Below are 20,205 nucleotides of genomic sequence, written 5' to 3' on the forward strand. Positions count from 1 at the left end.
GAGCGATTCATAACCTGAATTCTCCTTTGTATTATTAAGCAAGTGCAACGGTACGCACCTTACTTTTTTTATGCAACTAAAATATCGTTGCACTTACAAATGGAATTCAGATATTATTTTATCAGCAGATTTTATCACAGCTTTGTTGAAAGAAAGAATGAACATAAAAAACTTGACGAGAAATGTTCATTGAGTTTGAACTTGACCCTTTTCATCTTGATATAAAAAATCGGTGTATATGCCGTCAACTTTCATGTCTTTATAATGGATCAATTCTGAAATGGTATTGTAAGTATGAACATATACAAAAGTACCTATGCCGTTCATTCCTTCTAAAATGGCTCTGAAATTTTTCTTTGCAGGATGGACTGTGACAGCAAACAAAGGGTTGTTTTTGACAAAATCTATAATTTCAAAATAGGGAAGATTTGTTGCATATAAAGTAAAAATAACATGGTTATAACCCATTGATTTAATTAATTGGTAGTTAGAAGGGTGATACATTTGGGGGATGATTTGTTCTGGTGCAGCGTCCATCTCTGTAATCATGGACTTGAGACCATAAATATTGTTACCTTTTATGTCGGTGATGATATAAGCATCTTTGTGCTGTTTCAACCATTGATCTAATTTAGACAGGCTTAGTTGAGACTGTTCATGGTTCATGTTTTTCTTCATAAACTGTTCAAACGTTGGGACACCGGTTGAGTCAAAAAGCCTTTTATAGGTATTTTCCCAGTCATGGATTGCGACGAGTTTTCCGTCGGATGTCCAGTTAAAATCAATTTCGAAAAAACGGTGACCCAGCTGATAATTAAGGTCGAGCGCCTCCAAAGAATTCATATATGCCCGGTTATTAACCCCCCCCCCGGCATGTGCGATCAACAGAGGTGGCTGTAAGGAATGAGCTTTTGTTGCTGGCCTTTGGGGTGGTGAATTATAGGTTTCGTTGGGCAAAACCAGAAAATCATCAATATAAAAAACTGTTTCAGTTTCTGGGTGAAAGAACTCAATTTGATAATTACCGGGGTGTTGAACCAAAATATCTGTATCAATTCTTGCGGTGATGGTAGGTAAACGCTCAACAGTTTTAAGGGGTACTTTGTTAAAAAGTACTTTTGTGCCTGCAGGCGCACAATCAGTCTTGAACCAAAATGCCGAGTCGCCGTTTGGTTGTTCGTTGAAAGTGTTGCCGAGCACAGTTTGTTTGGGTCCCCAAGCATTGATGCTACAATATTTGACTTCTCCCAGCTCCGGGTTGGGTTGGTAATCAACTATTTGGATGTTGCCATCGCATGACTCCGGTATAAAAGTAATCATTCCCGTCATGTAGGGTTTATCAAATAAATTATTGATTTTGTGTTTTTTATTTTGTGAATATAAAATTTTATTTTGTGAAAAGTCTTGAGGTAACTGGTGGATGCCAAGTTTTTCAATGGTTTTTGTGGGTAAATTTGAGATTAAAACATACCGATTCTCCTCCTTTTCCAGAATATTAGCCAGATAGGTCATTTCATTAGGCTTCATGTGGTCCAAATATATTTGGTTAATTACTTGGTCTTGGTGATTAAGTTCTATGAGGTAGAATCCAGGTTTGGCTTCGGTGAAGGTTCTGCCACTGGCAATAAATTGGTCGGTTATAGACAACGAGCCCCATTGAACCAGTACCTTTTTAGTGGCTTCATCAATTTTAATTTTGGCACCCAGTGAACACACTTTCTGATTTTGCTGTTGAGTGGAGTAAGTTGTACCCAAGCGATATATGGCATTTAGAGCCAGGCTTTTTTGACAAAAATTTAATGGTAATGTTAAGTGAGAGCTGTAATCAGTTTTGCAATCATCGATTTCGCCCCAGGCATTCATTATTTTCTGTTGAGAATAAAAATCGGTGTAACGAGAAACCAAATAGGGGGGGGTAAGACTGGTCTTAAAGTCAGATTGAGCCAAAATGAAGTTCACATTATGGTCAATTTCAAGTAAGTCTAAAATATTGGCAGATAGGTTTAGAGTTGAGCTGGGTTGGTCATTATTCAGACCAATATTTTTACCTTTAGGGTGTATGGTTGCGTTGTAAATCCGATGGGTGTTAGCATTGGTTCCAAATAAATCTTTCATTTCACTGGTGGGAAAAATTCCATGGTCTCCCTGAATTTGTACGACTGTATTTTCTAATAATCCGGATTGACTCAGTTTATTGATGAACTCTCCTATAAGGTGATCAGTACAATGTATGCCGTTAATAAAAGCATTGTTTATATCAGTTTGGTCATAAGGCTTGCAGCCCTCATATAAAAAACCTGGTATGTGGGTGCCTAAAGTTAAAAGAGTCAGGTTGAAGGGCTGTGCTGATTCACTCAGGTTTTGTATTTTTTTAAAAGCTTGATTGAACAAATCCGCATCTGAGAGCCCCCAGGTGTTGGCAGAAGGGAATCCTGATTCCTCCCACTTGTATTTACCCCACAGTTCTTCGTAACCATGTTCACTAAAAAAAGCGCCTTTCCCTGCGAATTCAAGATCCGCACCACCCATAAATACCTGTTTGTATCCTGCAGTTTTTAGAACATCACCCATACATGGTAAATTAGGCAGCCTACCAGAAGAACTGGTGAGAGAGTTGTTTCCGCTGTCCATGTTCATTAATGTGCCACATTGTGAGTTTGCAATACCTTCAATGGTTACATAGCCACCAGAATAGTAGTTTTGAAAAGAAAAATAATCATTTTTGAGCCGATCAAGATTAGGTGTAAGGCCAGGATATTTGGGGTTTTCGGTCAAAACATCACTGAATGATTCCAAATAAATCAGAACCAGGTTCTTGGGCTTTGGTGGTAATGTGGTCATTACTTGATTTTTTAGCGGGGGTATTTCATCAGTCAGGCGAATGGGCTTAAGGGTCTTGACAGTCTCTTTTCTGATTGTTTGGTTATCTTTGGTTTCTATTTCAACATGATTGTATTTTTGATAAGCCTTGAACAGCCTGAATTCAGGTATGTGTTGGGAGGATAAAAATATCAACACTGCTGAAAAACATATAGTTGAGGTTAAGGTGACAAAGGTGTTCTTGTGGTTTGATTTTAACAATCGTGTAAGTAGCCAGCCAAAAAGAAATGCCGCAATAACAGAGAGGAACAGTTGCCACCCATAGTCGTCCAGGCCAATGACAAAAGAGTCCCAGCTAAAATGAGCAAAAAATTCGCTGGTAAATCCACGTCCGGAAAAATCATAGACGAAACTTAAAATAATTCGGGTAAGTAAAAAAATAAAAAAAAGTAGTATGACAATGATTCTGGCTAAAATTATGCTGAGGGGGCTGATTAGATAATAAATAGAGATAAAAAATATGGATATGCCAAGAGAACCCAACGATGAATAAAAAATGTTGTAAACGCTGCTGTAATTAACAGAGATAAAGAGTACTGGAACCATCAGAACAGTGGTTATAATGAGGCTAAAAATAAAACTGTGCTTGGTGATTTTGTTCATAATAATTCAAAAAGTTACATCGCTATCATTATCCATTATTTGTTAGCAATTATAAAATAGCGATCTTCTAAATTTGAGTAAATAAACAGGGACAGGCACCATATAGAGATCATAATCGAGCTTTTTATAACAATTCTGTTGCAATAAAGCAGCTTAAATCATGGTTTTTGAGGTGATAAAGGTTAGTTGGAAATATCGTTTTTTAGAAAAGCCGATTTAATTGTTATTTCCTTGTTTTTGGCCGAGCGAGGTTTCTTCACGATTGTGAAGTATAGATAAAATATTGGTTGGTTAGGACTATTCCAAGGTAGGTTGTAGCCTTATTCCAACTATCCATTTGCGCTGCGTTTTGCGCGAATATTCCTTAAGTTGGTTTACGGTTCCAACAGCGGAATATCCTACCGATTTAAAACCTTTAAGTTCATCCAGCCATGTGTCAGAATCAAGTCCAAGCTGATCCAAAATTTTGCTGGAATCATCTGGGATAAAGCCACGTTTATCATCACGCACACACCGCCCAGATTCAGACACTAATTCGAAGTAGCTTGAAAGGTAATAAGGTATATCATTTTCGCCTTTTCCAAAAATTCGTCTGGAACGAATTTTCACGCAAGCCCTCATGGATGAGGGTAAGTCTCACGGATGAGACGCATAAAGGCAATAGGTCAGTCGATTTAGCTTCAATTCGTTCTTTAATAGAAGTGTATTCAGAATCAACCAAAGATTTAGCCATGCCTGCTCGGATAGGGTTCAAATCAACGTATGCCATACAAGTGAGCAATGCCCGTTCATCAAGCACGCATGGCCGTAAAAAAGCAAAAGGCTTCTTTCACTTCGTGAAAACCGCCATTCACTTTTTAACTGTGCTCCTGCCCTAATCGGATTAAAATCAACACTCATAATGGTACGAATCAAACTTTATAGATTGAGGAATATTCTCAAAAATGACATCATGAACCATGAAAAAATCGTCTGGAACGATTTTTCACGTAAGCCCTCATGGAAGAGGGTGAGTATCAGGGATGATACGAATAAATAGAACATAAACGTTCGCGGTATTCTGCGGCATATTTTTGTACACGCCTAAATGAAGCACCATCCAAATCATCGACTTCTAAATAACGTTGGCAAAGCACCGGTAATGAGTATAAAGTCAGCCAGGTCATTAAGACTTGTTTATCCGTCCAGTTTTCATTGGAACCAATCTTTAAAACCAGGTGAAAATGATTGTTCACGCACGACGGCATTCAGCAGGCACTTCTTCTGCTTCGCAGAAACCATACCTGCCTCATTACCTGTGCTATTGCATAAGAGCACACATTAATGGCAAACACAGAAGTGACCTTTTTAATGCGATCAATTAGCCACTGTCGGCGGTGTTCGAAAGACTTACCGGTTAGCTCATCCTCACCGCACGCATGGCCACAAACGCGGCAGCGCTTCTTTCACTGCGTGAAAACCGCACTTTGCTTATTGCTATGCTAAATGCTCGTCTGACGCATCTAGAAACGATGTGGTAATAAGGCGTATCTTCAACACAAATTTGCTGACTTCTTGCTACAGTCATGAATTTCTCCATCAAAAAACACCATTTTGAACCGTCGAAACTTAAAAATCTGTAGCAATATTCTGATGGCGTGTACGAAAATGACTACTATGAGGTGACTGTCCTTGGTAAAATAGTCCTTGGTAAAATACCACACGGGCGCGTGGATTGTGTCAACACCAACTTAAAACTGAGCCACTATTAGTTGGGGCGTTCATATATGTCCTCAACTGGCTCACCCTCTGTGTTCTCTGTATCTCTGTGGTGGTATTTTAACTATCTCGATTATGATGCTACTTTTTAACATGGGTCTCCGGATCGGGGCCCGAAGACGTCGCTTTGTTTGGTTTGGGTTTGGGACTGAGGGAATTTAAAGATGCAGCAGTTTTATTATTTTGATTCGCTTATTAACGATTCCACAGGGATACCCAATTGATCATGAAGATTGCGAATCATCGGTAAAGTCAAAGTTCTTTTTTTATTTAATATCTCATAAACTCTGTTTGGCCTTCCGATCATTGGCGCTAAATCTTTAGCACTTAAGTTGCGGCGTTCCATTTCAAAAATAATGGCTTCAATGGGGTCAGGTAAATTCATTGGATAGTTTTTTGATTCATAAGACTCCACCAAAGTGACCAAAATATCTAATTTATTACCTTCAGCTGAATCTACATTGGCCTCCATGAGGCTTTCAATCTCACTAAGGGCATCACGATAATCTGATTCGTTTTTAATGGGTTTAATGTTCATAATTTAATCTCTAAATGCTTTGTGCATCAATTTCATCGTATTGAGCATGCGTTCCTATAAACCGAGTTGAAAAAACAGGCGGAAAACAAAGACCGGAGAAACAAGTATATCTTAATTTGTCCTCCGTGATCCGTCCTCAGTCCCCCGAAACCCAATTCTCATACTCAAGACCGGGTACTCTCTCAAATTCTTTTGTGTTGTTTGTGATCAAGACAGAACTGGTGCTGATTGCCGTACCGGCAATTGCCATGTCATTTGAACCGATGATAATGCCTTTGTCTGACAATTCTTTTCGGATTTGAACGGTTGCATCCACCGCTGATCTGTCCCAGGGGAACACCATATCGACACAACGCATAAAATTATCAACAATCACGCCATGATTGGGATTGGCTTTTTTGCCGATTGCACCAAACTTTAATTCTGCGTAGGTGACTGCGGAAATAACGATGCTGTTATGCGAATTAACAAGCTCGGTCATTTTCTGCAAAACTTCAATGGGGTGTTTACGCATGATATATGAGCAGATATTTGTATCGAGCATATAAAGTATATTCATTAAAGCTGAACCCGCCCGTCTTCAAAAATATCTTCTCGTTCAGTTAAGAAATCATCGTCGGCTTTGGGCGATTCAAGCAATGACAGCCAGGATGCCCTTTTCGGTCTTAGAATAAGTGAGTTACCGTGCTTTTCAATAATCAGCTCATTAACACCTTCAAATTCTAAATCCTTGGGCAATCTGATGGCCTGGTTTTGACCGTTTTTAAATATCGATACTGTTCGCATGGTTCGTCCTGATGGTAAATAATTATTATTTTAGAGCATATGTCTGACATATGCAAGTTGAGATTTTGTCGGCATTCTGTTCTTTAGTTAACGGACAGACTTTTAAAATAATCAATTATTAATCATGGGTCTCCGGGTCAGAGGACAGAAGTCAGAGAACAGAAAATTTAAGGCGACAATAATTCTGAAACAAGACATCGATGATTCATAATTTGTATTCTATCCTCCGTCTTCTGTCCTCTGAAAGTGTGAGCGTCTCAAAATTCACCTGCAACGCAAAGATTGTTCTAAAAGACACTGGTTACCGGCCTGCGCCGGTATTGCTGTGCAATACTACGTATTACACCTTATCTTCTTAGTCATAACTATAACCGAATTCTTCGACAAACCGTTTATGAAAATCTTCCCTCGAAACATAATGATTCTGCGTACCGGCGGTGGCGATTTTTATGCTGCCCAGGAGCGAGGCGATGCGGCCGATGGTTTGGTAGTCTAAATTGTTCATAAGACCGTACAACAAACCGGCGCGGTAGGCGTCGCCACAGCCTGTTGGGTCGACGACTTTTTCGGCTTCTACAACGGGGATGTGGTAGCTGGTGCCGTCGGTGAAGACTTCAGAGCCGTTCTCGCCACGGGTGACGAATAAAGCGTCCAGGTGGGTGGCGATTTCCTTGGCATCCATGCCGGTGCGGTTGTGGACCATTTCGTATTCGTAGTCATTGGCGGCCATCCAGGTGGCTTGCTCGATGAACTGACGTAAATCATCCCCGTCGAATAACGGCATGGCCTGGCCCGGGTCGAAGATAAAGGGAATCCCGGCGTCGTAGAATTCCTGCGCGTGTTGAATCATGCCATCACGGCCGTCGGGGCCCACCAGGCCGATGCTGATGTCTTTATAGTCTTCAACATGGTTTTCATGGGAAAAATTCATGGCGCCGGGGTGAAAGGCAGTAATTTGGTTGTTTTTTAAATCGGTGGTGATGTAGGCCTGCGGGGTGAACTGGTCTTGTTTGACTTTAATCGCTTCTAAACTGATACCCAGCTCTTTTAATCGTTCTTCATAGCTTTCAAAATCACTGCCCACGGTCCCCATGGGCACCGGTTCGCCGCCAATCATTTTTAAGTTATAGGCGATGTTGCCGGCCACGCCGCCAAATACCCGGCTTAAGGTCGGCACCATAAAGGAGATATTCAGTTTATGAATTTGATCGGGCAATATATGGTTGGCAAATTCGTCTTCAAAAACCATGATGTTGTCAAAGGCCATGGAGCCACAGATTAACGCTCTAGTCATTATTTAAAAGTTCCTCTAAAATTTGTTTGGTTTGCACCGGATTGGCTTGTCCTTTGGTCTGCTTCATCACCTGGCCGATAAAAAAATTAAACATTTTGTCGTTACCATCTTTAAATTGCTGCACTTGATTGGGATTGTCGGCAATGATTTGGGTGACAATTTGGCGTAACGCATCGCTGTCGGAAATTTGGGCCAGACCTTGCTGCTCGATAATGGTTTCGGCCGCTTCTCCTGAAGTCCACATCTCATTCAGTACTTGTTTGGCGATTTTGCGTGAAACCTGACCCGATGCCATGGCATCCAGTAAACCGGCATAATGACCGGCTGATATTTTCGTGTCTTGCAAATCGCTGCCGTGCTCATTTAACAGGGCGTTAAAATCCGTGATTAAAAATTTGGCATTTTCAGCGGCTTTGGCCCGGGTTATTGCCTGACTTTGCTCAAAAAATGAAGCCATGGCCACATCATAGGCTATCTGTCGGGCGTCGTCTTCGGCCAACTGCCATTGTTCGCAGTAACGCGCGAACTTCGCTTCGGGTAATTCCGGCATGGCTTGACGCTGTTTGGCCAGGCGCTCTGCGGTGATATTAAGTGCCGGCAAATCCGGATCAGGAAAATAACGGTAATCGTTGGCATCTTCTTTACCGCGCATGGATCGGGTCTGGTCCTTATCGGCATCATAGAGACGGGTTTCCTGAACCACCGTCCGGCCGCTTTCTAATAACTGCTTTTGGCGTTTAATTTCATAGTTAATGGCTTTTTCAATAAAACGAAAGGAGTTTAAGTTTTTGATTTCAGCGCGGGTACCTAAGGCTTCGCTACCTTTGGGCTTCAGTGATACGTTGGCGTCACAACGAAACGAACCTTCCTGCAAATTACCATCACAAATACCTAAGAAGGTCACGCGATTATAAATGGCACGCATATAGGCCACCGCTTCTTTGGCGCTGTATAGTTCAGGCTCTGACACCACTTCAATTAACGCCGTGCCGGCGCGATTTAAATCAATCGCGGTCCAGTCATCGTATTCGTCGTGTATGGATTTACCGGCATCTTCTTCTAAATGGGCGCGGGTGATGTTGACTATTTTGGGACCTTTTTCGGTTTCAATGTCAATCTGTCCACGACCCACAATCGGGTCATCCATTTGACTGATTTGATAGCCTTTGGGCAAATCCGGGTAAAAGTAGTTTTTGCGGGCAAAACGGGTGACTTCGGGAATCTTTGCATCTATGGATAAACCAAATCGCAGCGCATAATCGATGGCTTGTTCATTCACCACCGGCAAAGTGCCCGGTAAAGCGGCATCCAAAAAACTCACCTGGCTATTGGGTGATGCACCATATTGTGCTGAAGCACCGGAAAACAGCTTACTGTCCAGCGCCAAACGCACATGAATTTCCAATCCAATCACCACATCCCATTGCTGACTCATAGAAATGCCTCCGGCATTTGCAGGTGGTAATCAGTGACTAATTGGAATCTGGCTGCGGTTGACAGAATCACCTGTTCATTAAAATAAGGCCCGATTAATTGCAAACCGACCGGTAAACCACGCACCGGTTGAATCGGCATACTCATACAGGGTAAACCTGCCAGCGAGGCCGGGATGGTGAATTGATCCGCCTGATACATACTGACACCGTCACTTTTTTCACCTTGTTTAAAAGCCACTTCCGGCGACACCGGTACCGCCATAATATCCACTTTTGAAAAAGCCTGTTTAAAATCCTCACTGATTAAACGGCGAATGCGCTGCGCCTGACAGTAATAATCATCATAATAACCCGATGACAAGGCCCAGGTTCCGAGCATGATGCGGCGTTGTACTTCCTGACCAAAGCCTTCGTTGCGTGATTTTCGGTACATGTCATTAATATCATCACACGGTTCAGCACTTTGATGCCCATATCGAATGCCATCAAAACGGGCCAAATTGGCCGAGGCTTCGGCCGGTGCAAGAATATAATAAGCCGCCACCGCCAAATCCGCATGGGGCAAATCCACTTCAATCAGTTCAGCACCCTTTGAAACCAGAGTGTCGAGCGCCTGTTGGGTGCTGCGTTTAATGTCATTGTCTTTAAGCTGTTCAATCCAATCCGGAATCACGCCCACCTTAAGCCCCTGCATTGAGGCCTCTTGTGGTGCCTGCCAGCGCCAGGGTTCGGCCAGAATACTGGTGGAATCCTTGTCATCGTGGCCCATCATGGCTTCCAGTACCAGACCGCAATCATCGGCCGATACCGCCATCACCCCGGCCTGATCGAGGCTGGAGGCAAAGGCAATCATGCCATAACGCGACGCGCGGCCATAACTGGGTTTAATACCGGTGATACCGCACATCGCCGCCGGTTGCCTAATCGAACCACCGGTATCAGAGGCAGTGGCCACCGGCGTCAAGCGCGCCGCCACCGCAGCGGCTGAACCACCGGAAGAGCCGCCGGGCACACGGCTTAAGTCCCAGGGATTATTCACCGCACCGAAATAGGAATACTCATTGGACGATCCCATCGCAAACTCATCCATATTGGCTTTACCCAGTGACACCATCCCGGCATCACGCAAGCGGCCAACCACGGTCGCATCAAAAGGTGGCACATAGTCTGCCAGCATGCGTGAAGCAGCGCTGGTGGTGACCCCTTTTGTGGAAAACAAATCTTTGTGAATAAGCGGAATGCCGGCCAGTATGCTTTGGCTGCGGTCCGCGGTCAGTAAATCTGCAGCCGCCAGATCGTTCTGCACATGAATCAGGGCATTGAGTGTCGGGTTAAATTGTCGGCAGCGATCTAAATAAACACTGCCCAGTTCCGCGGGACTGATTTGTTTGCTGGTCAGTAATTGGTTTAATTCCCGCAATGATAAATTAATCATTCAATCACCTTGGGTACCAGATAAAAATCTGCATCCGCCTGTTTGGCCAGTGCCAACAGTTGCTCTTTATGGGTCGCTTCGGTGACCACATCTTTGCGCAACGGCATCCAAAAATCACAAGGATGGAACATCGGATCCACTTGCGCGGTGTCGGCTTTTTTGATACGTTCTACCATATCCGTTATTTGGTTCAACGATTGGCAAACTTGCTGAGTTTGTTCAGCATTTAAATCCAGTTTAGCCAGGTTGGCTATTTCTGTTAATTCTTTACGATTTATTGACATTTAAAAGGCCGGTTTCATATATAATTCGGTGCTTGCGCGACGAAGTCGCGTTCAGCCGGCTATTATGCCACTTCCGCAAACCACATGTAAAACGAAAATAATATGTTTAAAAAAATCCGCAGCCTGTTTTCTAATGATCTGGCGATTGACTTGGGCACCGCCAACACCCTGGTTTATATGCGTGACCACGGTATCGTACTGAATGAACCTTCGGTGGTGGCGGTCAGAATGGACCAAGGGCGAGGCGGCCCGGTGAATATCGCGTCAGTGGGGCTGGATGCCAAAATGATGCTGGGCCGGACACCGGGCAATATTGAAACCATCCGCCCTTTAAAAGACGGTGTAATTGCGGACTTTGATATGACGGCGGCCATGCTGCAGCATTTTATCCGTAAGGTGCATGCCAATCGTTGGCTGAAACCGTCATCCCGGGTGCTGATTTGCGTGCCCTGCGGTTCCACCCAGGTCGAACGTCGCGCAATCGAAGAATCGGCTTCCGGTGCCGGTGCTTCTGAAGTGTTCCTGATTGAAGAACCCATGGCAGCGGCCATCGGTGCCGGCATTCCAATTCATGAAGCCCGCGGTTCGATGGTTCTGGATATCGGCGGCGGTACCTCGGAAGTGGCGGTGCTGTCATTAAACGGTATTGTTTATTCGGCTTCAGTCAAAATCGGCGGCGATAAACTGGATGAATCCATCATTGCCTATGTGCGGCGCAGTTACGGCACCTTAATCGGCGAGTCCACCGCAGAGCGTATCAAGCAGGAAATCGGCTGCGCCTATCCGGACAATGAGGAGATTTCCATGGAAATTTCCGGCCGCAACCTGGCCGAAGGTGTGCCGCGCAAATTCACCATGACCAATAACGAAGCCTTGGAAGCCTTGCATGAACCGCTGGCGGGTATTGTGGCAGCGGTGAAAACCGCTTTGGAACAAACCCCGCCTGAATTGTGTGCGGATGTGGCCGAACAAGGTATTGTGCTTACCGGCGGCGGTGCCTTACTGAAAAATCTGGATAAGTTGTTAATGGAAGAAACCGGTTTGCCGGTTTTTGTGGCCGAAGATCCGCTCACCTGCGTGGCCCGTGGGGGTGGTAAGGCTCTGGACATTATTGATGAGAAAGGTTCAGATTTCTTCGCCCCGTTTCGGTAAGTATTCCGGAAGGTGCCTGAGCCGATGGATGCCCTGAGCCAGCAACAGAAACTCACGCAGTCACCGCTGTTTCGTTTTATTTTGTTGCAATTTGTCTGTCTGGTTTTGATGATTGCGGATAAAAACAGCCACATCACACAACCCCTGAGACAAGGGCTTTCATGGCTGGCGGTACCGCTCATAAAAGTTGTTGACTGGCCTCAGCAACTCTACCAAACCGTTGAAATTGCCATTGCACGACAAGCCAAACTGATTGATGAAAACAATGCCCTGAAACAACAATTGCTGACGCTGCAGCTGAAAGCTCAGAGAAACACCACACTGAGCACAGAAAATCAGCGCTTACGTGCGATGCTGAACACCGCCCAGGAACTGCCGATGAATACCTCGGTGGCTTTTGTGACCGACATTGCCCAAACCCAGAAAAGACAGCATATTGTGATTAATCAGGGACAGGCGGATGGCTTGTTTTTGGGTCAACCGGTGCTCAGTTTAAGCGGGGTGGTCGGACAGGTGGATGTCCTGGCAGAACATTATGCCCATGTGATTGTGATTACCGATCCGGCGCACGTGATTCCGGCGGAAATTTTACGCACCGGCCTGCGCACGCTGGCCTATGGTGATGGCGATGATTTACTGCTCAAAGAAGTGCCGATCAGTGCCGACATACGGGTTGATGATGTTCTGATTACATCGGGATTTGGCAACCGTTTTCCACGGGGACTGACCATCGCCAACCTCACCGATGTCTCGGTGAGTGCTGAACGTGATTTTCAGGTGGCCACGGCCAATCCGACCGCGGTAATCAATCAACTCACCGAAGTGTTTTTAATCTGGCCGGATGAACCCACACCATGAAAGCCCATCGTAGTCAGCAAGCCCTGGTTCATTTAAGTTTGTTGGTTGCTTTACTGCTGACCCTGATACCGTGGCCGACGGCTTTGCAGTTGTGGATGCCGCAATGGACCGCCATGGTGATTGCCTACTGGTCACTCCACAATCAAAACCGTTCGGTGATGCTGCTGGCTTTTTTTTACGGCTTGCTGCTGGATGTTCTGATGGGCAGCCTGTTGGGCAAACACGGTATGGCTTTGGTGGCCTTGTCTTTTCTGGTGCTTAAATCCGCCAAACAACTGCGCATGACCTCATTCTGGCAGCTGCTGCTGATGGTGCTGGTGCTGCTGTTTAACGATTTAATTATCCGCTTATTTATCGACTGGGCGAGTTACGGTTATTTACCCAAATGGCAGGATTTTCTGCCGCTGATTTCGGTTGTTTTCATCTGGCCGTGGTTGCACTATCTGTTAAATCGCATCGACAATTACCTGCGGCACCACTAACACCATGGCCACCCCGCTTAAACAACCCCATGTAGAACGCCGGATTTTTCAGCAACGCTTATGGATTTCGGTGTTGATTGTGGTGCTGTGTTTTGCATTACTGCTGGGACGTTATTTTTATTTACAGGTGATTCAACACGGTTATTACACCGAACTGGCAGAAAAAAACCGTATTAAACGCAACCGGATAAAAGCCTCACGCGGTTTAATCTATGACCGCAATGGCGTACTTCTGGCCGATAACGTCACCGCTTACCGGCTTTTGGTGACACCCGAAAAAGCCGAAGACATTGAACAGCAACTGAACGCACTGAATGCCATCATTCCGATGACTCAACAAGAGCGGGCTGACATTCAAGAGGCTCTGCAGTATAACCCCATTTTCAAACCACTGATCATTAAGGACAAACTCAGTGATCAGCAGGTGGCTGCCTTTGCGGTGCGCCAACACCGCTTTCCTGGTTTTCACACTGAACCTTATCTAATCCGGCAATACCGTTATCCGGTGGTGCTGTCCCATGTCATCGGTTATGTCGGCAAAATCACCGAGCAAAGCTATCTGCAAGCGGATAAACAACGCTATGCCGCGGATGATTATGTGGGAAAAACCGGCCTTGAAAGGTTTTATGAACAACAGTTACATGGCCAGCCGGGCATTTTACAGACCGTAATCAATGCCCGGGGTAAGGTGCTTTCCAAGCAAATCGAGGCAGCGCCCAGCAACGGTCAACAGCTCAATTTAACCCTTGATTTGGCTTTGCAACAGGCGGCCTATGATGCTTTTGGCGACAACAACGGTTCAGCGATTGCGGTCAACCCAAACAACGGCGAGATATTGGCCATGGTTTCAAAACCGGGCTTTGACAGTAACTTATTTATCAACGGCATTTCCCATGAGGACTACCAAAATCTGATCACATCTCCCGATAATCCCTTGTTTAACCGCAGCATTAAAGGCGGTTATGAACCGGGTTCAACCATCAAACCGTATATGGCGCTGGCCGGTCTGTATTACAAACTGATTGACCGGGATTACCGCTATTTTTCTAAAGGTTTTTTTCAGTTGCCCGGACAGGATCGAAAATACCATGATTGGAAACGCGGGGGGCACGGTGAAGTGGATGTGGTGAATTCACTGGCTGAGTCGGTGAATGTGTTTTATTACGATCTGGCGCACCGTCTGGGCATTGACCGAATTCATGATTTTTTACGGTTCTTTGGTTTCGGCCGGCTCACCGGCATCGACATCAGTGGTGAAAAACAAGGTATCTTACCTTCCCGGGAATGGAAACGGGCATTTCGCAATATGGTGTGGTTTCCGGGTGAAACGGTGATTGCCGGTATTGGTCAGGGTTATTTTGTGATTACCCCGATTCAGATGGCGCAGGCACTGGCGATCTTTGCCGCCAAAGGCGAAGTCAATCCGCTGCACCTGGTGCAACAGGAAATTATGCCTGAGCCTATACCACTGGCGATTGATCCTGCTGACTGGCAGTTGGTTCATGATGGCATGGTGGCGGTGGTTAATGCGCCCAACGGCACCGGTCGCGCCATCCGTTCTGAGGATTACTTAATCGCCGGCAAAAGTGGCACCTCACAGGTGTATGGAAAATCCGAGGAAGACATTTATAAAAAATCCGAAGATTTACCCAAAGAATTACGTAACCATGCCCTGTTTATTGCTTTTGCCCCGGCAGATAAACCACAAATTGCGGTGGTGGTGGTGGCTGAGCACGGTTCCAGCGGTTCCAAAGCCGCTGCCCCCATTGCCAAAAAAATTATAGACGCTTACCTGCAACCGGAATCATGAAAAAACGCTTATTCATCATGCCCGATCCCTTGCTGAGTATTCTGTTATTGACTCTGCTGGGCGGCGGGCTGGTGGTGTTATACAGTGCCGGCGGCTGGATTTTGGTGGAGCGACAACTGATTCGAATCGTGTTGGGACTGGCAGGGTTTTTAGTGGTCACACAAATCCGGCCTGAACGCTTTGAACAATTCACCCCTTATTTATTTACCCTGACAGTTATCATGCTGGTGGCGGTGCTGTTTGTTGGTGTGACGGTAAAAGGTGCTCAGCGCTGGCTGGACATCGGCATCAGTCTGCAACCTTCTGAACTGGGTAAAATCACTTTACCGATGATGATTGCCTGGTTATTCCGCCATGCGGCAATACCACCGAGGTGGTCCACGCTGCTGGTGGCTTTTGCCGTCATCGCATTGGTGGCGGGTTTAATTTACCAACAGCCCGATCTGGGCACGGCCATACTGATTGCTTTGAGCGGCTTATTCGTCATTTACCTGGCGGGTCTGTCCTGGCGTTTCATCATCGGCATCAGCGCACTGACTGTTCTGTCCCTGCCGGTTTTGTGGTATTTTTTGCATGATTATCAAAAGCACCGGGTACTTACTTTTTTAAACCCCGAATCAGACCCTTTAAACCGAGGCTGGAACATCATACAATCTAAAATCGCCATTGGTTCCGGCGGTTTCAGCGGAAAAGGCTGGATGCAGGGCAGCCAAACCCAACTGGACTTTTTACCTGAGCATTCGACCGATTTTATTTTGTCGGTACTGTCAGAGGAATTTGGCTTTCTGGGTGTGATGGTCTTGTTTTTGCTGTATTTTTGCATCGTTATGCGTTGTTTGTATATCGCCTTTCACGCCAAAAACACGTTTAATCGTCTGTTGTGCGGGGCACTAAGTTTAATTTTCTTTGTCTATGTCATCATCAATGCCGGCATGATATCGGGATTATTACCGGTGGTCGGGGTGCCTTTGCCCCTGGTCAGTTATGGGGGTACCTCAATACTTACTTTGTTGCTGTCATTTGGTATCATAGCTTCTGTTCACAAACATAAAAAACTAATCCAACAATGAGAAATCTGGTCTTACTGTACATATTAACACTGTCTTTTACGCTGTTTGCCAAGGTAAACCCGCATGAAGTCGAGGCGTTCATCACCAAAACCGCCGAACAACATCAACTGGATGCCGATGAAATCCGGCGCATTCTCAACCACGCCGAACACCAGCAAAGCATCATTGATGCCATGAACAAACCGGCTGAAAAAGTACTCGAATGGTATCAGTACCGGCCAATTTTTATCACCGACAAACGCATTCAAGAAGGGGTCGAATTCTGGCAAAACAATGCCGATGTCTTACACAAGGTCAGCAATCAATCACAGGTGCCGGTGCCCATCATTGTGGCCATCATCGGTGTGGAAACTTTTTACGGCCGCATCAAGGGCAACCATAAAGTACTGGATGCTTTGTACACCCTGGCCTTTGATTATCCCAAACGCAGTGTTTTTTTCAGCAAAGAATTGGGGCATTTCTTTAAACTCGCCGCCGACGGCCATGTAGATGCGTTAACCGCCAAAGGTTCTTATGCCGGTGCCATGGGTTATGGCCAGTTTATGCCCTCAAGTTACCGCAGCTATGCGGTGGATTATGAGTCCGACGGCGTCATTGATTTGCTCGACAACCCGCATGATGCCATAGCCAGCGTCGCTAATTATCTGGCCAGACACGGCTGGCAAAAAGATCAACCGGTGGTGGCCAAAGCTTCAAAACCCAAAAGCAAAACCAAACTCAACCAGTTAAAACCTCACCTTAAGGATAAAAAAGGCCGGGAATATACCCTGATTGGTCTAAAAACAGATGAAGATAACATGGCTTACTGGCAGGGGTTTCATAATTTCTATGTGATTTCGCGCTACAACCATTCTCACATGTACGTGATGGCCGTTTATCAACTGGCAGAGCGTATTCAATCTGAATACAATGCCGCGAACGCTTCAACCCAAAATGAGGCACAGCAATGACAGCTCGTTGGCTACTTGTCATCGCGGTGCTGGTGGTGGCCGGTTGCGGTAAAAAAGACCGTTACCGTGACATTGATCCGCACGACATTAAACCCTGGGTTCCCAAAAGTGAGCCCTTGAGCAAATACGGCAACCACAGTCCCTATCGGGTTCACGGCAAAATTTACCGGGTCAATAACCACCCGGCGGGCTTCGAACAAACCGGCCGAGCCTCCTGGTACGGCAAGAAATTTCACGGCCGCAGAACCTCTAACCAGGAAGTTTTTGATATGTATAAATTAACCGCTGCCCACAAAACATTACCGTTACCCAGCTACGTTGAGGTCACCAATTTAAAGAACAACAAAAAAGCGGTTGTTCGGGTTAATGACCGAGGTCCTTTTGTCGATAACCGCGTTATTGATTTATCCTATGCGGCGGCCAAAATGCTCGATTTTGTGCATGACGGTGTCACCGATGTGCATATTCGGGTGGTCAATTCACCGCGGGATTTGCAAAAAAAACCCATTACTCAGGGTTTAACCTATGTTCAGCTCGGTGCTTTCAGTGATCAGCAAACCGCCTATAATCTGGCCAGAAAAGCCAGCCAATTACTTGGAATTGAAACTTTTGTCACCATACTGACAACACCCGGCGGAATATTACACCGGGTGCGTATCGGCCCCATTGATTCAGAATTTAAAGTCAATCAATTACTCAACCGGATTACCCAATCCGGCATCAGCAATGCGCAGATAATTACAGATTAACCAACAGACCCAAAATGATGATTAAAACAAGCCCAATCAAATGCGTTCTTTTACTGCTATTCATGATACCCAGCTTAACCGCCATCGCCGAAAACGCTGTGGTACCCGCCCCTCCTCAAATAGCTGCCGACAGCTATGTGCTGATGGACTACCACAGCAACCGCATCCTCATGGAAAAAAATTCCAGCGCGCGGGTGGAACCGGCCAGTATCACCAAACTAATGACTGCCTATGTGGTTTTTAATGAAATCAAAAAAGGCCAGCTGTCCTTGTCTGATACCGCCACCATCAGTGAAAAAGCCTGGCGCACCGGTGGCTCTAAAATGTTTATTGAGGTGGATAAGCAGGTCAATATAGAAGACCTGATTCGCGGCATGATTGTGCAATCGGGTAATGACGCCAGTGTGGCACTGGCCGAGCACATTGGCGGCAGCGAAGAAGTTTTTGCCTCGATGATGAATAAAGCCGCCGCTGACTTGGGTATGCACAACAGCCACTTTAAAAATGCCACCGGCTTACCTGAAGAAGATCATTATGTGTCGGCGTATGATGTGGCGTTGCTGGGTCAGGCTCTGGTGCGCGATTTTCCGGATTTATACCACATTTATTCCGAAAAAGAATTCACCTATAACGGCATCAAACAACACAACCGCAACACCTTGTTGTGGCGTGATCCCACCGTGGACGGCTTTAAAACCGGTCACACGGAATCAGCCGGCTATTGCCTGGCCACCACCTCATCAAGAAACGGCATGCGCCTGATTAATGTGGTGATGGGCACTGAATCAGAAAAAGCCCGTGCCGATGAAACCCAGAAAATGCTGAATTACGGATTTCGTTTTTATGAAACCCACAAGCTCTATCCGGCCGGTCTAAAGCAAGCAACAGCTGAAGTCTGGAAAGGGGCTGCCGAAGAAGTCCCCCTGGGCCTGGCCGATGATTTATTTATCACCATCCCCAAAGGCAGTTACGAGCAACTACAAGCCGGCGTGGACATCCCAAGCCAATTAGAAGCCCCCATCCAAGAGGGACAGGTCATTGGCCAGCTCATCATTCGCCTGCAAGACAGCGTCGTAGCAGAACGGCCAATGGTGGCTTTGTCAACGATCGAACAGGGCGGCTGGTGGACCCGCATGGTGGATGGTATGGGCTTGTGGTTTAAGTCTTTTGGAGATGACGATTAATATGTCCAAACAAACAAACGATCATCAGTCACAAGCCGAAGGCCTGACATTCCCCTGTGAATACCCGGTCAAAGCCATGGGTGCCAATAAAGATGACTTTCATGATGAAATTTATCAGTGCATCAAAGCCCACGCGCCTGAAGTGTCGAAAGAAGGTGTTCAGATTAAAACCAGCAAAAACGGCAAATATTTATCTGTTACGGTACTGGTTTATGCCCAATCACGGGATCATCTGATTGCTATTTATCAGGATCTGCGGGCTTTAGACAGCGTGGTATGGACCCTGTAACAGCCCCCATCATTGTTCGCCAGCTGGGCCGGCTTGATTACCAAAAGGTGTGGAGTGCTATGCGTGACTTTACCGACACCCGACAAGCTGATACCACCGATGAATTGTGGCTGGTGGAACACCCGCCGGTGTTTACCCAGGGCCTGGCCGGTAAAGCAGAACACCTGCTGGCACCGGGCGATATTCCGGTGGTACAGGTGGATCGCGGCGGTCAGGTGACCTATCACGGTCCCGGACAAATCGTCGCCTATCCACTCATCGATTTACGTCGTCATGGCATCGGGGTTAAATCTCTGGTGCATGGTATCGAACAGACTGTCATCGATGTTTTGTCGCATTATGATATTAAGGCTGAGCGTAAATTAAAAGCCCCCGGCGTCTATGTTAACGGTGATAAAATAGCCGCCTTAGGTTTAAAAATCCGTAAAGCTTGCTCTTACCACGGACTGGCCTTTAACATTAACATGGACTTAAGTCCCTTTGCCCGCATTAACCCTTGTGGTTTTAGCGGATTAAAGGTGATACAACTGTGTGATTTAATCCCCGACTGTGATATACATACGGTACAAAATCAGCTGATTAGCAGCTTTTGTAAGAACTTGAATTTTTCTTCTCACCCAACCTCCGTTGCGGTGTGAACCCATCGT

At 45.7% G+C, this 20,205-nt stretch carries 21 protein-coding genes; 10 read left to right on the forward strand and 11 right to left on the reverse strand.

The window, feature by feature from the left end:
• Positions 1–186: 186 nt before the first annotated feature.
• From IEV16_RS07420 to gatC, 11 genes are all read right to left on the reverse strand, one after another.
• The gene (locus tag IEV16_RS07420) at positions 187–3,483 is read right to left on the reverse strand and encodes a sulfatase-like hydrolase/transferase (RefSeq protein ID WP_188365053.1); all 3,297 of its coding nucleotides are present in this window, start codon (positions 3,481–3,483) and stop codon (positions 187–189) included.
• A 297-nt stretch (positions 3,484–3,780) separates the two neighbouring features.
• Complete coding sequence (locus tag IEV16_RS07425; RefSeq protein WP_188365054.1) at positions 3,781–4,092, reverse strand: hypothetical protein; 312 nt, start codon at positions 4,090–4,092, stop codon at positions 3,781–3,783.
• A 407-nt stretch (positions 4,093–4,499) separates the two neighbouring features.
• Positions 4,500–4,718 carry a hypothetical protein gene (locus IEV16_RS07430; protein WP_188365055.1) on the reverse strand — a complete coding sequence of 73 codons (219 nt, stop codon included), beginning with the start codon at positions 4,716–4,718 and terminating at the stop codon, positions 4,500–4,502.
• Between the two features lie 161 nt (positions 4,719–4,879).
• A complete protein-coding gene (locus IEV16_RS07435) occupies positions 4,880–5,050 on the reverse strand; it encodes a hypothetical protein (RefSeq protein ID WP_188365056.1) in 171 nt (56 codons plus the stop codon).
• Between the two features lie 369 nt (positions 5,051–5,419).
• Entirely contained in the window at positions 5,420–5,779 is a 360-nt protein-coding gene (locus IEV16_RS07440; protein ID WP_188365057.1) for a helix-turn-helix domain-containing protein, read from the reverse strand.
• A gap of 136 nt (positions 5,780–5,915) precedes the next feature.
• The gene (locus tag IEV16_RS07445; protein ID WP_188365058.1) at positions 5,916–6,338 is read right to left on the reverse strand and encodes a type II toxin-antitoxin system VapC family toxin; all 423 of its coding nucleotides are present in this window, start codon (positions 6,336–6,338) and stop codon (positions 5,916–5,918) included.
• Complete coding sequence (gene vapB / locus IEV16_RS07450; RefSeq protein ID WP_188365059.1) at positions 6,338–6,565, reverse strand: type II toxin-antitoxin system VapB family antitoxin; 228 nt, start codon at positions 6,563–6,565, stop codon at positions 6,338–6,340. The genes IEV16_RS07445 and vapB overlap by 1 nt, the downstream gene beginning before the upstream one ends.
• Before the next feature lie 355 nt (positions 6,566–6,920).
• Positions 6,921–7,859: a carbohydrate kinase family protein gene (locus IEV16_RS07455; protein ID WP_188365060.1), complete on the reverse strand. Its 939-nt coding sequence runs from the start codon at positions 7,857–7,859 to the stop codon at positions 6,921–6,923.
• On the reverse strand, positions 7,852–9,294 hold the full coding sequence (gatB, locus tag IEV16_RS07460) for an Asp-tRNA(Asn)/Glu-tRNA(Gln) amidotransferase subunit GatB (RefSeq protein WP_188365061.1): 1,443 nt from the start codon (positions 9,292–9,294) through the stop codon (positions 7,852–7,854). The genes IEV16_RS07455 and gatB overlap by 8 nt, the downstream gene beginning before the upstream one ends.
• On the reverse strand, positions 9,291–10,730 hold the full coding sequence (gatA, locus tag IEV16_RS07465) for an Asp-tRNA(Asn)/Glu-tRNA(Gln) amidotransferase subunit GatA (protein ID WP_188365062.1): 1,440 nt from the start codon (positions 10,728–10,730) through the stop codon (positions 9,291–9,293). Before gatA ends, gatB begins: the two co-directional genes overlap by 4 nt.
• Positions 10,727–11,014 carry an Asp-tRNA(Asn)/Glu-tRNA(Gln) amidotransferase subunit GatC gene (gene gatC, locus IEV16_RS07470; protein ID WP_188365063.1) on the reverse strand — a complete coding sequence of 96 codons (288 nt, stop codon included), beginning with the start codon at positions 11,012–11,014 and terminating at the stop codon, positions 10,727–10,729. The genes gatA and gatC overlap by 4 nt, the downstream gene beginning before the upstream one ends.
• A gap of 102 nt (positions 11,015–11,116) precedes the next feature.
• Between gatC and IEV16_RS07475 the strand changes: the two genes are divergently transcribed.
• The 10 genes from IEV16_RS07475 (at position 11,117) to lipB (ending at position 20,196) form a co-directional block, all read left to right on the forward strand.
• Positions 11,117–12,166, forward strand: coding sequence for a rod shape-determining protein (locus tag IEV16_RS07475; protein ID WP_188365064.1), 1,050 nt, complete (start codon positions 11,117–11,119; stop codon positions 12,164–12,166).
• A gap of 24 nt (positions 12,167–12,190) precedes the next feature.
• Complete coding sequence (gene mreC / locus IEV16_RS07480) at positions 12,191–13,024, forward strand: rod shape-determining protein MreC (RefSeq protein WP_188365065.1); 834 nt, start codon at positions 12,191–12,193, stop codon at positions 13,022–13,024.
• Positions 13,021–13,506 (forward strand): rod shape-determining protein MreD, encoded by a 486-nt coding sequence (gene mreD / locus IEV16_RS07485; protein WP_188365066.1) that lies wholly within the window; start codon positions 13,021–13,023, stop codon positions 13,504–13,506. The genes mreC and mreD overlap by 4 nt, the downstream gene beginning before the upstream one ends.
• Positions 13,507–13,510: 4 nt before the next feature.
• Positions 13,511–15,316, forward strand: coding sequence for a penicillin-binding protein 2 (gene mrdA, locus IEV16_RS07490; protein WP_188365067.1), 1,806 nt, complete (start codon positions 13,511–13,513; stop codon positions 15,314–15,316).
• Positions 15,313–16,386 (forward strand): rod shape-determining protein RodA, encoded by a 1,074-nt coding sequence (rodA, locus tag IEV16_RS07495; RefSeq protein WP_188365068.1) that lies wholly within the window; start codon positions 15,313–15,315, stop codon positions 16,384–16,386. The genes mrdA and rodA overlap by 4 nt, the downstream gene beginning before the upstream one ends.
• A complete protein-coding gene (gene mltB, locus IEV16_RS07500; RefSeq protein ID WP_188365069.1) occupies positions 16,383–17,336 on the forward strand; it encodes a lytic murein transglycosylase B in 954 nt (317 codons plus the stop codon). The genes rodA and mltB overlap by 4 nt, the downstream gene beginning before the upstream one ends.
• Entirely contained in the window at positions 17,333–18,085 is a 753-nt protein-coding gene (locus IEV16_RS07505) for a septal ring lytic transglycosylase RlpA family protein (protein WP_188365070.1), read from the forward strand. Before mltB ends, IEV16_RS07505 begins: the two co-directional genes overlap by 4 nt.
• 62 nt (positions 18,086–18,147) lie before the next feature.
• Complete coding sequence (locus IEV16_RS07510) at positions 18,148–19,269, forward strand: D-alanyl-D-alanine carboxypeptidase family protein (protein ID WP_425562580.1); 1,122 nt, start codon at positions 18,148–18,150, stop codon at positions 19,267–19,269.
• A 1-nt stretch (position 19,270) separates the two neighbouring features.
• Positions 19,271–19,558, forward strand: a complete 288-nt coding sequence (locus tag IEV16_RS07515) for a YbeD family protein (protein ID WP_188365072.1) — start codon at positions 19,271–19,273, stop codon at positions 19,556–19,558.
• Complete coding sequence (gene lipB / locus IEV16_RS07520) at positions 19,546–20,196, forward strand: lipoyl(octanoyl) transferase LipB (RefSeq protein ID WP_188365073.1); 651 nt, start codon at positions 19,546–19,548, stop codon at positions 20,194–20,196. Before IEV16_RS07515 ends, lipB begins: the two co-directional genes overlap by 13 nt.
• Positions 20,197–20,205: the final 9 nt, after the last annotated feature.

Source organism: Marinicella pacifica, assembly GCF_014636635.1.
Taxonomy (GTDB): Bacteria; Pseudomonadota; Gammaproteobacteria; order Xanthomonadales; family Marinicellaceae; genus Marinicella; species Marinicella pacifica.

Excerpts from the sequence above, each read along its gene's own strand:
- mreC (WP_188365065.1), top strand. The coding sequence starts at position 12,191 with ATGGATGCCCTGAGCCAGCAACAGAAACTCACGCAGTCACCGCTGTTT.
- IEV16_RS07420 (WP_188365053.1), bottom strand. The coding sequence starts at position 3,483 with ATGAACAAAATCACCAAGCACAGTTTTATTTTTAGCCTCATTATAACC.
- mrdA (WP_188365067.1), top strand. The coding sequence starts at position 13,511 with ATGGCCACCCCGCTTAAACAACCCCATGTAGAACGCCGGATTTTTCAG.
- lipB (WP_188365073.1), top strand. The coding sequence starts at position 19,546 with ATGGACCCTGTAACAGCCCCCATCATTGTTCGCCAGCTGGGCCGGCTT.
- vapB (WP_188365059.1), bottom strand. The coding sequence starts at position 6,565 with ATGCGAACAGTATCGATATTTAAAAACGGTCAAAACCAGGCCATCAGA.
- mltB (WP_188365069.1), top strand. The coding sequence starts at position 16,383 with ATGAGAAATCTGGTCTTACTGTACATATTAACACTGTCTTTTACGCTG.
- IEV16_RS07455 (WP_188365060.1), bottom strand. The coding sequence starts at position 7,859 with ATGACTAGAGCGTTAATCTGTGGCTCCATGGCCTTTGACAACATCATG.
- IEV16_RS07505 (WP_188365070.1), top strand. The coding sequence starts at position 17,333 with ATGACAGCTCGTTGGCTACTTGTCATCGCGGTGCTGGTGGTGGCCGGT.
- mreD (WP_188365066.1), top strand. The coding sequence starts at position 13,021 with ATGAAAGCCCATCGTAGTCAGCAAGCCCTGGTTCATTTAAGTTTGTTG.
- gatB (WP_188365061.1), bottom strand. The coding sequence starts at position 9,294 with ATGAGTCAGCAATGGGATGTGGTGATTGGATTGGAAATTCATGTGCGT.
- gatA (WP_188365062.1), bottom strand. The coding sequence starts at position 10,730 with ATGATTAATTTATCATTGCGGGAATTAAACCAATTACTGACCAGCAAA.
- IEV16_RS07515 (WP_188365072.1), top strand. The coding sequence starts at position 19,271 with ATGTCCAAACAAACAAACGATCATCAGTCACAAGCCGAAGGCCTGACA.
- IEV16_RS07445 (WP_188365058.1), bottom strand. The coding sequence starts at position 6,338 with ATGAATATACTTTATATGCTCGATACAAATATCTGCTCATATATCATG.
- IEV16_RS07510 (WP_425562580.1), top strand. The coding sequence starts at position 18,148 with ATGATACCCAGCTTAACCGCCATCGCCGAAAACGCTGTGGTACCCGCC.
- gatC (WP_188365063.1), bottom strand. The coding sequence starts at position 11,014 with ATGTCAATAAATCGTAAAGAATTAACAGAAATAGCCAACCTGGCTAAA.
- IEV16_RS07435 (WP_188365056.1), bottom strand. The coding sequence starts at position 5,050 with ATGACTGTAGCAAGAAGTCAGCAAATTTGTGTTGAAGATACGCCTTAT.
- IEV16_RS07440 (WP_188365057.1), bottom strand. The coding sequence starts at position 5,779 with ATGAACATTAAACCCATTAAAAACGAATCAGATTATCGTGATGCCCTT.
- IEV16_RS07475 (WP_188365064.1), top strand. The coding sequence starts at position 11,117 with ATGTTTAAAAAAATCCGCAGCCTGTTTTCTAATGATCTGGCGATTGAC.
- rodA (WP_188365068.1), top strand. The coding sequence starts at position 15,313 with ATGAAAAAACGCTTATTCATCATGCCCGATCCCTTGCTGAGTATTCTG.